Consider the following 14,158-nt stretch of genomic DNA (forward strand, 5'->3'; position numbering starts at 1 on the left):
TTGTTATAGTTATAAAGGAGGTAACAGTATGCTTGCCCATGCTTATGAATATGTCTGCGCCCTTGTGAAATATCAAAACATGTCGAAAGCGGCTGCGCATCTGTGCATTACCCAGCCGGCCCTGACCAAATACATCAACCGGCTGGAAGCGGACCTGGGGATCCAACTGTTTTTCCGGGGATCATCGCCCATCACGCTGACGCCTGCCGGGAAAATCTTTGCTGAAAAGGCACAGTCTATACTAGAGATGGAAAACCATTTGATCTCTGAACTGGAACTGATCGCCTCGACGCCCCACGGTAAACTCAATATTGGCATCACACCTGAATTTTTCAGCCATATTTTGCCTTACATACTGCCTCATTTCCAGGAGACTTACTCCAATATAAGTCTGAATTTTAAAGAGGGTCATAACCGGTTCCTGCTTGAAGAACTGGACAGAGGGCGCATTGATCTGGCGCTCACTTCCTCACCGCCGCTGTCTCCTAACATCACGGCTGAACCGTTTTTGCGCGATACCATTTTGCTTGCAGTTCCAAAAGAGCATCCGATTGCCCAGAGCTTTGACTTGACCCTTAACTCGCCTCTGTCGCCCTTTTATCTTCCGCCGTCACGGATCCAAAATGAGGATTTTATCATTTGCAGCCAGGAAGTCGGTATGGGGGCTCTGGCCCGCAGCTATTTTAAAAAGTATAATTTAACTCCCAAAATAGTCATGGAACTGACACGGCATGAAAATGCGCTCCGCCTGGCTTCTACAGGGATTGGCATGATATTCACTCCCAGCACCACGCCTCTGCGCCTGAACCTGATAAAACCCATGGCATTTTTTTCCATTGAAGACCCTCTCTTTCAAAGGGAACGTTACATCTGTTATTCCAAAGATGCTTCTAATTCGAAACTGATCACCTATTTTATTCCGATTTTAATCAATATTCTTCAGGAAAAACCATTTCTGAAGCCCCCTGTCTGCCAGTTGATCCGGGACATTAATCCGTGAGTCTGGCGGCTCCATATAAAAATGCGATGATCTGTTTCACTGACTTTATATAATCATCCGGAATCAGGTTTTCATTGGGCGCATGATGATTTCCTCCATTATTGCCCGGGCCGATGCCGACGATGGGGATCCCGCTCCAGGCATTGCGGATGGCGATCGCAGGCCCTGCGCCCAACTGGCTCGGTTCCAGAACCATGGGCTTTCCATACACAAGTTCCGCCGTCTCCTCAAGCACCTTTCTTTCCGGAATATCCACCGGTGTTTTCACCGCCCGGCTGCCGCCCATATATTCAATCTCAATATCCTGAAAGCCGTGTTTATCCAGATGTTTCCTGAGCTGGTCATGGATCTTGTCAGGATCCTGGTCCGCAACCAGATAGAAAGAAAGCCTTGCCCATGCGGTATGGGGAACTATCCCTCTGGGGCCGTTATAGAGTTCGCCTGCCTCTATTCCACAAATGGAAAGGGAGGGTTCCTGATAGATTCTCTCTTTCAGCGTTTCCCCTGTGGATCCGCAGAGAAACTCCTTCAATCCCAGTTCCTTTTTAATTTTCTCTTCCTCATATGGAAAGTTTCTGATGGCCTCAAAATCCGCTTCCGACGGCCGGATTACATCATCATAAAAACCCTCAATCGCGACTTTTTCGTTTTTGTCCTTCAGCGTTGACAGTGCCCAGACCAGCCTCCAGGATGCGCTGGGAACAGTGGCTCCCATTCTGCCGTGCACATCTGAATTGGCGGTAGTCACTTTCAGATTAAATCCACAGGCTCCTCGGACGCCGAATCTGGCCCAGGGACGCCCTTCTTTGTCACACCTTCCATTTTCCCAAAAGCAGATATCCGCTTTGGTCATCTCTTTAAACTCTCCCTCATGTTCCCTTTGATACCGGAACATGGACGGGCTGGCCGATTCCTCATCCCCTTCCACAAGAAACTTCACATGAACGGGCAGGCTTCCCTTTGTATTCAAAATAGCCTGAACCGCATGGACCCTGGAAAGCAGAGGCCCTTTATCGTCCGATACGCCTCTTGCGTACCATTTGTCTTCGATCTGTTCCAGCTTAAAAGGGTCGTCAGTGATCCATTTTTCTTTTTTTCCTTCTTCCACTACATCGTAATGGTTATAGAAGAGCACCGTATAGTCTTTTTTTCCGTCCAATTCCCCATATAGCATGGCATTTCCATTTTCCACCGGCACTCTCTTCACGTTCAGCCCGGCCTGTTCCATCTGTCTGACAGCCGTCTTTCTCGCCGCCTCCAATCCCTCTGTATCGCCGGCCGCGCTTCTGCATGCGCACAGATCCTTTAAATCTTCCAGAAATTCCTGCTGGTGCCGGTCAACATAATCAAATATTTCCTGTAAATCCGTCATAGTTTCCTCCAAAGAATTTAATTTATGGTAACAGTTCAGGCGGCGGGGAAATTGATAAAGAAAGCTGCGTCAAGCTCGCTTGTAAGCAGTTTTCTTTATCAATTTTCACATCAGATGGACATCCGATGCTTCTTGACCGGCCTTTTTGGTCAAGAAGATGAGCCGTCTGAACGGTTACAATTTATAACAGTATTACATGGGCCCTAAATGAATCATTTGGGCGATCATCATCATCACGCATCCTGCCGCCACCCAAATCAGGAATAATTTCCACATGAATTTCATCCATCTGTCATACGGTACATTGGCCATTCCGAGAATGCCCATCAGAGAGCCGACGGTGGGCAGCACGTAGTTGCTGAATCCGTCTCCAAAATTATAAGCCAAAACTGCAGTCTGTCTGGTCATGCCGATCATATCCGCCACAGGAACCATGATCGGAATAACCACGGCGGCCTGTCCGCTTCCGGACGAAATCAGCACATTTACCAGTATATTAACCAGGAACATGGCAGGGCCGCGCAGGATGGCCGGAACCTTCAGCATCACAACAGCCAGAGCGTGAACAATGGTATCGATGATGCCGCCTGCGGATAAAATCAGGCTGATGGAACTGGCAACGCAGACCAGGCTTCCCACAAACAGCAGACCTTTGGCCCCTTTGAAAAATTCTTCCACCGTCTTGCTGGGCCCCATTCCCTGGGCCAGCCCCATCGCTAAACCGCACCAGATAAACCCGATGGAGAACTCGTCCATACCCCACTTCAATTTCATGGCTCCTGCCACCAGAACTGTCAATGTAGCCACGAGAATCGCCAGAACTGACCATTTTCTTGCCGTCATCGGGCCAAATGATTCCAGCGTGCTTACATCATACTGGTTTCCCGATGCCTGATCCAAATCGTACATATAGCTCTTCTGCGGATCCTTTTTTATTCTCATGGCATAGCGGAGAATATAAATGTTCGTAATCACAGAAAAAACAACCAGACAAACCATCCGGTATCCAAGCCCTGAAAACAGCGGAAGTTCTGCCAGTCCCTGGGCCACCATAGTTGTGGACTGCTGCAGCGTACCTGTGCTGAATCCGACCGCCCCTCCCAGAATCAGAAATGAAACGCCGACAATGGAATCAAACCCCAATGACCGGGCGATCACCACCAGAATCGGGGCAAACGCGATAAATGAATTCAAAGATTTGCTTGTGCAAAGCAAGGTAAACAGGATCGTGATAATAGGGATAAAAATCCATGTCTTATCTTTCAGCCTTTTAACCGCTTTCGCCACCAGGGATTCCAACGCTCCGCTGCTGCTGACAAAATGAAATGCTCCGCCGCCGAACAGGATACAAAGGAACAAAGAAAATGTATTTTTATATCCCTGGATGATGAAAAACGGAATTTTAAACGGGCTGACCGGCGTCCTGTCTTTCAAAATAAATTGATTCGGATCCACGACCTTAATGCCCTTTGCATTTTCAACCCTCACATATTCTCCGGCAGGTATGATCCAAGTCAAAAGAACCGCAAACAGCGCAATCATCAAAATAAGAACCATGGTGTTTGGTAATTTTATTTTTTTCTTTTTCAAGACTTACTTTTCCTCCTATTGGTTATTAAAATATTTGCAAATATCTTTGTAATTCCAGTATAATATGTCTGTCATAAACTGTCTAATGATAAAAGAATATGCTTTTTTATGACATTTTGTTATAGATTTTTAAAATAGGGGGAATTCGCCAGAAAATTCTTGTTGATTTGTTTTTTCTGATTTTTAATGATTAAATTGATATTTTCTATTTCGGAAAGTTTCATTTGACTTTTGTTTCTATCTATAATCTTTTCGCTGTCAGACCCCTATACGTCCCACCGTGCTGCCGGTCTTTGCAAAATTACACCAGTAATCACACATCAGATCGGGCAGTTCGTAATCGCAGTCTTACCAGCCCTTCTTGGGATCAATCTGTCTAATAAAAGAATTGAATAGTCCATCGTGGGCCTGGATTTGATATAAATGACCTGGTTATTAACATTAAAACGTGAAGGCATTTTCGAAAATGCCTTCACGTTTTAATGCAGAGGTGATGTTAAAATCTACTTTCTCATAGCAAAATTACATTTAATTACCCGGAACCAGCGAAAACCAGCAGAAAAGCGGAACGAGGGGGCCAGCCCGGCCCATACGGATTCCCAGCCCCCTCGTTCCGCTTTTCTGCGTACCTTTACTAATTACCCCCAAATTACAAATCAAGAATCATCAAACATCCCTCTCCCTCATCCTTCACCACCCTGAACCCCAAATCTTCATACATCCTCAATGCATAATTTGCCTTATCCACACTCAGGGAAACGCCCTTATATCCGCGCTCTTTTAAAACCGCTGTGATTTCCTTCATGAGCCTTTTGCCAATGCCCTGGTTCCTGAATTCTTTTTTCACGGAAATGGCCAGTTCCGGGATGGATTCGTCCACAGTGCCGTAACCCCTGGCCTCTCCTGCCATGATTCTTGTCCAGACCGCCCCCAGCGCCTTACCATGGGATTCTGCGGCCAGACAGATATCGTCCGCCTTACCAAAGCCCTGAATGTAAACAGCAAGCTCCGGCCGTAAAATCACTTCTCTTGGCAGAGGCGCGCTTCCCTCCGGCTGAAAAACAGCATCATAGAGAAATCCCTCTAAAAGAGGGTATTCCTCCTCAGTCATCGGACGGATTTTGATGTCATCCGCTGTCAATATCTCATTTTGCACTTTCTTGCTGAACTTGTGGAGAACCGTGTCATAGGCGTGGTCAATCATATTAAGAATCTCATCATCCGGGATTTGATCCGGATAAATGGTATTCCAGTACGGCTGCTGTACAGACGGGCAATGATAGCCTCTCACCACAGCGCCTGGATACACCTGCCGGTAAAACTGCCCGGCATCAGCCGTACATTTCAGCGTGATTTTATAATCCTCCGCTTTTGGATAGATCTGCGCAAATACTTTTCCGTTCAGTTTATAACAGATCGGGATTTCCCCAAAAGGATATTCCTCACAGGCTTTCCATTTATTTATACAATAGGATTTTATTTGGTCTAACTGCATCTCCCGTCTCCTTCCGACCTATGGAGGACATACAAAGCCTTTCATAGTTTTGTCCGATTATTGAAATAAGCTGAATAAGCCGGTCAGCTTAAATTCCATAATTACTCACTCTATTTCAGCAGATACTTTCTAACCGCTTCCGCGCATCCACCGTGATCGCAGTCAGACACCACCACGTCCGCTGCCGCTTTTACGGACAGTTTTGCATTTCCCATAGCCACTGCCAGCCCTGCTGTTTTAAACGCCTCCAGGTCATTATCCGCATCGCCCACCACAATGGTCCGGCAAAGCGGCAGATTCAGGATTTGGCATAATTTTTCCAGTCCCACGCCTTTATTGATCCCTGAAGCCGATAGCTCCAGGGATGTGGTCTCTGCCCGCACCATAGAAACCTGTAAACCGGCATCCCGTATCCTCTGCTCAGTCCTGGCACGGGATTCAGGGCTGGTATGATAAATATTCACTTTTGCCGCAGAAAAGGGCTTCTCTTCATATGTATGGGCGATATCCTCCCATTTTTCAGCAACGCGTTCAAACTGATCCTGGTAAACTCCCATGCCAAACCGCTCCATCTGTTCCCAATGGCTTTTCTGGACAATGGATTTCTCCAGAAGGATGTGAGGCATCGCCTCTTCCAGACCGGCAAAGGCCAGTAGTTGTATTACGGTGTCCTCATCCAGAAAACAGGAATACAATGTTTTTTGCTCCTTCAAGTCATATACCATCGCTCCGCTGGCACAGTTTAAATAGCGCACTTCAGGAATCAAGCTCAAAAATTCCTCCAGCTCGGCCAGACAGCGGCCTGTATTCAAAGCCACAATTTTACCGGCCCGGGCGGCTTCGCCAATTGCCGTCCTGCTGTCCGGCAATATCGTTTTCCCGGAATCCAGTAATGTTCCATCCATATCAAATGCAATCAGCTGATACATTGTTTTCCTCCATCTGCTTTCCCGGTCAATCACATGCCTTATTGATACAGGCCGCCGCATTCAGGCTGCGGGGATAGCCGATATAGGGCAGGCATTGGGAAACCACCTTCATCAGAAATTCTTTGGAATTTCCCAAGCGCAGGTTTCCTTTAACATGCGCCGTAAGCTGGGGTTCGCAGCCTCCCTGCGCTGCAAGAAAACAAAAGGTAATCATTTCCCGCTCGGCCAGGGACAGGCCCGTTCTGGTGTAATAATCGCCAAAACAGTTGGCTGCCAGCCACCGGTTAATATGCCCCTGTTTCCAGGCATCTTTCATATGGCTGCCAAAGATATCCGCCTGGGCCTGGGCTCCTTTTTCCAGACGGTCTTCCAGTGTGGTCGTCGCCTGCCCCGGAAGGGGAAGGGAGAGGCCCCGTTCTTCCATAATTCTGTTTGCGGCTTCAAGAAAAGGCCAGGTCCTTCCCATCCCCACATAATCCACCGATTGGTAGACAATTTCCTTTACCGCCGCAGGGGACAGCCCGGCATCCAATGCCTTAGGAAGCATCACCCGGTAGGCTTCAACTCCCTGACAGCCGATGAGAGCCGCTAAAATGGCCATATATCTGGTCGGTGCATCCAGCGTCTGTCCCTCTTCATTTACCACTTCTTCAAATGCAAAATGTTCAAACCGCTCCATGAACTCCGGGTCAGTCTTATTGTAATCCATAATTCTTCCTCCTTACAGGCTGTTATATGATTGGCCATCCACAGGCTCCAGCCATTTGTTTACGTTATACTCCTGGGAAAACTCTGGGGCGGTGCGGCTGAACTGGAAACCGGTTTCAGCCCATGTTAAAGGCCCAATGTATTAACCCATTCCGCCAGTTCCGCTTCAGACACTCTTCCATTCAGCAGCCTGCCTTCCACGATCTTTACATCCGCCGCCACACTGTGCCGTAACTTTTCCACGGTCTTTCCAAATCCGCTTCCGCCGGAAGTGGCAAATAAAATAATCTTCTTTCCAGAAAAATCATATTGTTCCAGAAATGTATTGATGATAACCGGCGCCACGTACCACCAGATCGGAAACCCTAAAAATACCACATCATAGGCGTCCATATCCTCAACCCGGCCCGCAGTCTCCGGGCGGGCCGCCGGATCTTTCATCTCCAGGCTGCTGCGGCTTTTTTTATCCATCCAGTTCAAATCCGCTTCCGTATAGGGAACAGCCGGCCGGATTTCAAACAGATCGGCAGAGGCCGCTTCCGCCAATTTTTTTGCCGCTTTTGCAGTTACTCCGCTGGCAGAGAAATATGCCACTAATTTACCATTCATTTTTTACCCTCCATCACTTTAATATAAATTTACTATATAATAACATTTATCACAATTCCAGATATATTTCCGCCGAATCCCTATTTTTCCTCTAAGCCTTCCAGCCATTCTTCAAGATCCGTCTCCGCATGGGACGTCTCCGTTCGAAGGCCTTCTGTGACCATGGCCGACTCCTCCAATTCTTCAATTGCCCGCACTGCTTCGGAAATCCCGCTGCCGCCGCTGGTGCAGAAAGGGGCGATGGTCTTTCCTGATAAATCATAGGTATCAAAAAATGTATATAGGATACGGGGCATACCTCCCCACCAAATCGGAAATCCCACATAAACCACATCGTAATCTCCAAGGTTATCAATACCGCCGGAAATGGCCGGACGGGCGGCCTCATCATTTTGCTCCGCTGAAGTGCGGGAAGACTTGTCATTATAGTTCAAATCCTGGTCTGTATAAGGCTGTTCCGGAACGATTTCATAAAGATCGGCCCCTTTCATTTCCGCCAGGGTTTCAGCAACTGATTTTGTGCTGCCGGTGGCTGAAAAATAAACAACCAGGGATTTAGGGAATTCATCGGGTTCTGCCGCTGCAGCCACGGACTGCTCTTCTGTTTCGGCCGCCGGCTGCACTGCCGCTGCAGCATCGGCGGAAACAGAAGGGGTTCCGGCCAAACCACGTTGGCTGCCGCAGGCTCCCAAACATCCCAGCAGCATGCCCGCCATAAAAATAATGAGCACTTTTTTCATATACAAAATCCTTTCAAACACACCCTAATAGTTTCTTTACTTCGGCGAAGGTAATCTCATAAATTGTCATATAGACATAATTTACCTTTGCCCGGATCATGGCCTCTCTCTGTTTCTCCGTCACAACCGTATACGGATAAATGCCGAACATAAACGGAAAGAAAGAAAATAGGAAATCCTGTTTACTGGCATCCGTCATATCAGGGAAAAATTGATCCAGACAGTTCCTTACTTCCGCAAGGGACTGCCCATAAGCTGTTTTGAACTCCACCAGCCGCTCTAAACGGCTGTTTTCCTCCATATCATAGTGATTCATGGACATGATTTTCAATAAATTCTTCCGTTCTTCCAACGAATGGGCCAAAGCATCCGCAAATTCCAAACGGGTCATCTTTTCATGATCATTCTGAAGCTGTTTCAGCCTTCCATTCCATAATTCATATTCCCTTTGCAAAAGCGCCAGAAAAATCTCTTCTTTCGTCTGAAAATAATTATAAATAGATGTCCTGGTAAAAGAAGTTGCCCTGCCGATCTCTTTCAGCGTAATCTCTTTAAAACTCATGGTTTCATAGAGGGAAGCGCAGGCGTTGACAATCTCTTCCTTACGGGCAAGGGTCAGTTCTTCTGAACCTTTTGGCATTTTCACTCCTCCTTTCGCTCTTTTTTCGCTTGTTTTATAAATCAGTTGATTCTGACACGGTGTCAGTAATCACATTGTAGCAGTATTCTGACACCGTGTCAATATCTTTGCCATGCTTATATTGAATAAACCGGTATGCCTGCTTTTTCCCACATGAAAGAATCCCGCCTGCGGGATTCTCCGCCTGCGGCGGGTCGCTTCAGCACATAATTCCCTACTGCCGCATTATATGCGATACACAGTGCGATCCCATAGCCAGCAAAGCTGGCATAGGAGGGCTTTTTATTTCATAGGACGCACCTTCCTATGAAATAAAAAAACCGGCGCTTTCTGCCGGTCTTTTTCATACCACCATTTCTTCTGTCCTGTCACGATTCTCAGCTCTTTCCAGACAACCATTTCTGAAGTACCGTATAAAGCAGATCTATTTCCAATGGTTTCGAAAGGAAATCATTCATTCCCGCTTCCTTTGCCATGTCTTTATCCTCTTGGAATGAGTTGGCGGTCAGGGCAATAATGGGAATTTTTGCCGCGTCAGGATGGTCTGAAGCTCGTATCGTCTTTGTCGCCTCTAATCCTCCCATATTCGGCATCCTCATATCCATTAAGATGAGATCAAAATAGCCGGGGACGCTCTGCTCAAATTGTTTGACCGCTTCTGCGCCATCCACGGCAAGGTCTACCTGCATTCCCTTCAAATTTAAAATCTCGATTGCAATTTCCGCATTGATCGGGTGATCCTCCGCTAACAGAATCCGTACATTTTCAAAATGGAACGAAGTCTCCAATTCCGTATTCAATTCTAATTCGATGTGCTTTCCAAAAGAAAGGGGAATGGAAAAGAAAAATTCGCTGCCCTCATCTATTTTACTTTTCACTTTCAAAGTACCGCCCATGAGCTGTACAATATTCTGACTGATCGGTAAACCCAGCCCGGTTCCCTGGCTGCGCATCAAACTGGCCCCGGTTTGTACAAAGGATTCAAAAATGCGCTCCAAATCCTCTGCTTTGATGCCAATACCGGTGTCGGAGACTTTGAACAAATAGTTGGCCTGCTGGTCAGAAGCCCCGCTTTCCTCCACGGTCAGATGTACCGTACCTCCTGGCGGTGTAAATTTAACAGCGTTGGAAACCAAATTCATCAAAACCTGCTTTAACCGGATCGCATCCCCCTTCAAATCAGAATGTTGGAAATTTGTTTCACAGCAAAGGGCTATTTCACGAGCCTTTGCCGGCGTCTGCATCATACTGCAAAGTTCATCAAGCATCTGCTGTAAGGAGAAGTCGTCTTCCGCAATAGAGAGCATACCGTTATCAATTCGGCTCATATCTAAAATATCATTGATTAACCCCAATAAATACTGTGAAGTTGCCTTCAGCTTTGACAAATTGCCTTTTATGCTTTCAGGAATATCATCCTTCATCGAGATTAATGCGGTCGTTCCAACGATGGCATTCATCGGCGTGCGGATTTCGTGGCTCATTCGGGAGAGGAATTCACTTTTTGCTTTGTTCTCTGCCTCCGCTCTGGCAATGTCTTTTTGCATATTAGCATTTTTTACGCGCAGGCCGGCGATCATAATAATCACTATGATGACCAGCAGTAAAAAAGCTGATATGGCGGTGATGGATAAAATGGGATTGGTCTCCACAAAACTTTTCAGCGATACCTTAGCATCTCCAATAGAGACCAGATTGTGGTCTAAAAGAGTAAACCTGTCCTCCTCAGATAAGCTGTTAATGCCTTTGTTAATAATGGACAAAAGCTCAGGGTTTGCCGGCATAGGCATAGCAAAGCTGATATTCATGCGGTTTGCCGATAAGGTAACAGGAACCACATTGGTATAAACATTTTCCTGCATCATCTGTTCCACTCGCGCAGAAAGCCCACAGGCAAAATCCACCTTTCCCGTATTCACTGCGGACAAAACCTCGTCAATAGACGTAAAATAAATCACTTCATTTGCCTTTATATAAGCGGGCAGGCAGCGCCCTTCCAAAAGGCCGCAGGTTAATCCGTCCGCCGGATAGGTCACGGCCCTGTTTCGTACAATTAAGTCATTTAATGCGGCATAGGGCTTGGTCTGTATCAATTCACTCCGCATGGCATCCGCGGCATCATCGAAAAAAATGCCGGCCATATCGGCTTTTCCTTCGATCACCAGTTGCTGGGTATGGGCATAGGAATCGGCCAATATATACGAAAACTGAATCCCATACCGGGCAGTGATTTTTTCCAGCAGCTCGGGAATCAGGCCAACATGATCCCCATCCTCGTAGCCAATACAATAAAGAGGGTGGAAATATTCCGGAACCGCCACAGTAACTGTGCCCTTCTGTTGAATATAGGATTTTTCTTCTTCGGTCAGCAGCAGGTTCTCCACGCCTGTGTCATCAAAATACCGTTTATACACTTCTTCTGAAAAATGAGGATCAGATAACTGAATACGCTCCATTGCCCAATTCAGTTTTTCAAGCAGTTCCTTGTTGTCAGGCTGTGTAACCAGATAATGAGGCTGCGCTTCAAAATACGCTACCGCGCGGAACTCACCTGTATCATCCGTTGCGTTCCCAAGTTTCAGATCAATTTTTCCGGCAGCCAAATCCATATTCATCTGATTGGAGGCCGCTTCTTTTGCTGTGTATGGTTTGATTGCGCAGACTAAGCCATTTGCGGAGAGGAACTGCTCCAGCCGGCGCACATTATCGGCCGCCCGCTGCACAACGCCTATGGTTTTTCCGTTCAAATCCCTTAAATCAAAGCCCTTAATGGCGTCATCATCCTGGCGGGCCAGCAAAACTGCTTTGGTACTGCCGCAGCTATAATCCGGGTAGGCAAAGTATTCCTCAAATGCCTCTGAATAGTATGTACCGCCCATGAGGTCATACTGGCCGTCTATGAAGTCCTGTACCATGTCATTGGCGTCGGTATCAATGAATTCATATGACCAGCCGGTATATTTCGCGATTTCATACAGATAATCCACGATCAGGCCGGAACGTTTCCCATGTTCATCGGTCATCGTAAATCCTTCGGTTTCCGGAAATGGGATCCGAAGCCGGGCAGGGTGTTCTTCCGCAGCCAAAACAGGAATATCCGTTAAAAGCAGGATCACCAGCAATATGGCCGCAGAAAAAACTCTTGTTATGTATTTTTTTGATTGTCTCATAGATGGTTTCATATAGGCTCCTACTCAGCTTCTGTTTTAATCCCACCGCAGGGTAAGCCGATGGTCCTCTGCCGGGGAAATGGTTCCTGCCTGTTTGACCGCGGAAGAGACCAGATCAATATTACTGCCGATCTCGCTGTGGACGTTTCGGATGGAGGCGAGATAGGATTGGTCAATGGAGGTGGGCCAGGCGGCAACGGTGTAGCGTTTATCATCCTCAATCCCGCTTCCGTCCGCCAAGGCCAGTTTTATCACATTTTCATCCCAGGGACGCCAGGGGGCGTATTCCATGTTCAAGCCGGAGAAGGCGTACAGAGCATTGACTTCCTGGCCGTTGATGATGGGGTGCTCCATCAGCTTTTTCAGATTGGCGCCGGTGATTTCATAGGTGGTCAGGCAGTCCCCGGTACCCAGCCCTCTCAGATAAAAGCGGTACAGCATTGTGACATCGCCTTCATAAAACTTGGCCAAATTTCCCACATAATAGGTGTTGTGGGGAATGAGGGCAATCTCCGCTCCAGTGGCGGAACGCATGGCGTCGGCAATAAAGGTGCTGGTTTCCAGGATGGTAAACTCCTCGGCCGCGGTTCCGATGAACTCCTCGGCCCCCCGGTCAGCCATGATGTCTCTCACCATGGCGTCCGTTTGGTCAAGAGCCTGCTCCAAAGTCAGCCTGCCTTCCAAATACTCCTTCAGAGTTTGGTTGTGCAGATCGTTTCCAATTCTGGAGGCATAAAAAATCTGCCCGTTTTCGATACATTTCTGCACGTCCCAAAATTCTTCTCTCAAATCTGCCTGAGCGGATTTAACACTGCTCAGCCCCGAAAAGACTTCCAGCAAAGCCGCCTGCCCCTCATTGGTGCTGAGAAATGTCAGGATGTCCAGCAGAGCCTGTTTTTTATCGGGATCTTCCATGGATGCTTTTGAAAGCGCCATGCTGCGCCCCGTCATCATCTGCATCCACCGCTCTCCGGGCGTATCGGAGGGATAACCGAAAAATCCGATCTCACATTCCGGCCGTTCGTCCTCGTACAGGGAAAACATGGTAAGCTGTTCCGGCAGCATAGCGATCTCACCGGCGTAAAGGGCATGGCGGTTTTTCGTCAAGCTGGTGGAGAAGTCGCCTTCCACCACGATGCCCCGGTCATAGAGGGTTTTGTGCACCTCGAAATACGGCTCCAGCACCCCCTTACAAGAGGCTTGGCCGCTGCAGAAAAGGTCGTACTGTTCCCTCTTGTCCATAGTGGAAAAAATGGCGCGGTTGCTGAACCCCAGGCCAACCCCATCAGGGGAATACTTAAAGCAGGGGACAAAGGGGCGGATTCCCTGTGCGGAAATTTCATCGCACAAATCATAAAATGCTTCAATTGTCTCTGGAATTTCCCATCCGTGCGCCTCAAACAGGCTTTTGTTGTAAAAGATTCCTTGTATGGAGCTGTTGATCGGAAGCTGGTAAAGTTTCCCGCTGGTACTCATGCTGTTCAACACAGATTGATTGTAAAGAGAAGTAAAAGCCTCCGCAGATAAATCGTAAAATATGCTGTTACTTACCTCCATATCCCTTATATAGCCTGTGAATAAAATATCCTCTAAATCCTTCTGTACGCCAGGCTGTTTTACATGCGTCTGAATGTCGGGAATGCTGGCTTTTTCCAGGATGACAATATCAATATCGGGGAATTGAGCCTCAATAGCAAGCTCCACCGGATCTGAATTGCATGGGGCGTATGCGCCAATAGTGATAACCGTTTTGTCAAAATCCACAGGTTCATAGGTTAAAATCTCATTTTCCGGGCAGAATCGCGATTTAACCTCCATTTCACGCGGCGAATTGACGCAGCCGCTCATGGCTGACAGAATGTTCAGCGCCAATACGATGCTTAAAAACTTCTGCTTTTTCATTCA

Annotated in this window: 11 protein-coding genes; 1 reads left to right on the forward strand and 10 read right to left on the reverse strand. The window is 47.4% G+C overall.

Features of this window, described 5'->3' with window-relative positions; translation table 11 throughout:
* Positions 1-28: 28 nt before the first annotated feature.
* A complete protein-coding gene (locus tag GPL15_RS01105) occupies positions 29-1,000 on the forward strand; it encodes a LysR family transcriptional regulator (protein WP_215695185.1) in 972 nt (323 codons plus the stop codon).
* On the opposite strand, the gene GPL15_RS01110 is transcribed toward GPL15_RS01105, so the two are convergent.
* The 10 genes from GPL15_RS01110 to GPL15_RS01160 all read right to left on the reverse strand — a co-directional run bounded on the left by GPL15_RS01110 (position 990) and on the right by GPL15_RS01160 (position 14,155).
* Entirely contained in the window at positions 990-2,372 is a 1,383-nt protein-coding gene (locus GPL15_RS01110) for a M20/M25/M40 family metallo-hydrolase (RefSeq protein WP_215695186.1), read from the reverse strand. The genes GPL15_RS01105 and GPL15_RS01110 overlap by 11 nt on opposite strands.
* Positions 2,373-2,564: 192 nt before the next feature.
* Positions 2,565-3,962 carry a Na+/H+ antiporter NhaC family protein gene (locus GPL15_RS01115; protein ID WP_252198012.1) on the reverse strand — a complete coding sequence of 466 codons (1,398 nt, stop codon included), beginning with the start codon at positions 3,960-3,962 and terminating at the stop codon, positions 2,565-2,567.
* 649 nt (positions 3,963-4,611) lie between these two features.
* On the reverse strand, positions 4,612-5,457 hold the full coding sequence (locus tag GPL15_RS27220) for a GNAT family N-acetyltransferase (RefSeq protein ID WP_252198014.1): 846 nt from the start codon (positions 5,455-5,457) through the stop codon (positions 4,612-4,614).
* Positions 5,458-5,567: 110 nt separating this feature from the next.
* On the reverse strand, positions 5,568-6,386 hold the full coding sequence (locus tag GPL15_RS01130) for an HAD family hydrolase (RefSeq protein WP_215695187.1): 819 nt from the start codon (positions 6,384-6,386) through the stop codon (positions 5,568-5,570).
* Between the two features lie 25 nt (positions 6,387-6,411).
* On the reverse strand, positions 6,412-7,095 hold the full coding sequence (locus GPL15_RS01135; protein ID WP_215695188.1) for a carboxymuconolactone decarboxylase family protein: 684 nt from the start codon (positions 7,093-7,095) through the stop codon (positions 6,412-6,414).
* 125 nt (positions 7,096-7,220) lie between these two features.
* Positions 7,221-7,703, reverse strand: coding sequence for a flavodoxin (locus GPL15_RS01140; protein ID WP_215695189.1), 483 nt, complete (start codon positions 7,701-7,703; stop codon positions 7,221-7,223).
* Positions 7,704-7,783: 80 nt separating this feature from the next.
* Positions 7,784-8,443, reverse strand: a complete 660-nt coding sequence (locus tag GPL15_RS01145; protein ID WP_215695190.1) for a flavodoxin — start codon at positions 8,441-8,443, stop codon at positions 7,784-7,786.
* Positions 8,444-8,456: 13 nt separating this feature from the next.
* Positions 8,457-9,083 carry a TetR family transcriptional regulator gene (locus GPL15_RS01150; protein WP_215695191.1) on the reverse strand — a complete coding sequence of 209 codons (627 nt, stop codon included), beginning with the start codon at positions 9,081-9,083 and terminating at the stop codon, positions 8,457-8,459.
* Positions 9,084-9,460: 377 nt separating this feature from the next.
* On the reverse strand, positions 9,461-12,253 hold the full coding sequence (locus GPL15_RS01155; protein WP_252198015.1) for a transporter substrate-binding domain-containing protein: 2,793 nt from the start codon (positions 12,251-12,253) through the stop codon (positions 9,461-9,463).
* 36 nt (positions 12,254-12,289) lie between these two features.
* Positions 12,290-14,155: an extracellular solute-binding protein gene (locus tag GPL15_RS01160; RefSeq protein ID WP_215695193.1), complete on the reverse strand. Its 1,866-nt coding sequence runs from the start codon at positions 14,153-14,155 to the stop codon at positions 12,290-12,292.
* Between the last annotated feature and the right edge of the window lie 3 nt (positions 14,156-14,158).

This window comes from Clostridium sp. MCC353 (assembly GCF_018785315.1).
GTDB lineage: Bacteria > Bacillota > Clostridia > Lachnospirales > Lachnospiraceae > CHH4-2.

Bases quoted from the DNA above. Each gene is read 5' to 3' on its own strand.
- GPL15_RS01110 (WP_215695186.1), bottom strand. From the start codon at position 2,372: ATGACGGATTTACAGGAAATATTTGATTATGTTGACCGGCACCAGCAG.
- GPL15_RS01160 (WP_215695193.1), bottom strand. From the start codon at position 14,155: ATGAAAAAGCAGAAGTTTTTAAGCATCGTATTGGCGCTGAACATTCTG.
- GPL15_RS01150 (WP_215695191.1), bottom strand. From the start codon at position 9,083: ATGCCAAAAGGTTCAGAAGAACTGACCCTTGCCCGTAAGGAAGAGATT.
- GPL15_RS01145 (WP_215695190.1), bottom strand. From the start codon at position 8,443: ATGAAAAAAGTGCTCATTATTTTTATGGCGGGCATGCTGCTGGGATGT.
- GPL15_RS01140 (WP_215695189.1), bottom strand. From the start codon at position 7,703: ATGAATGGTAAATTAGTGGCATATTTCTCTGCCAGCGGAGTAACTGCA.
- GPL15_RS01105 (WP_215695185.1), top strand. From the start codon at position 29: ATGCTTGCCCATGCTTATGAATATGTCTGCGCCCTTGTGAAATATCAA.
- GPL15_RS01130 (WP_215695187.1), bottom strand. From the start codon at position 6,386: ATGTATCAGCTGATTGCATTTGATATGGATGGAACATTACTGGATTCC.
- GPL15_RS01155 (WP_252198015.1), bottom strand. From the start codon at position 12,253: ATGAGACAATCAAAAAAATACATAACAAGAGTTTTTTCTGCGGCCATA.
- GPL15_RS01135 (WP_215695188.1), bottom strand. From the start codon at position 7,095: ATGGATTACAATAAGACTGACCCGGAGTTCATGGAGCGGTTTGAACAT.
- GPL15_RS27220 (WP_252198014.1), bottom strand. From the start codon at position 5,457: ATGCAGTTAGACCAAATAAAATCCTATTGTATAAATAAATGGAAAGCC.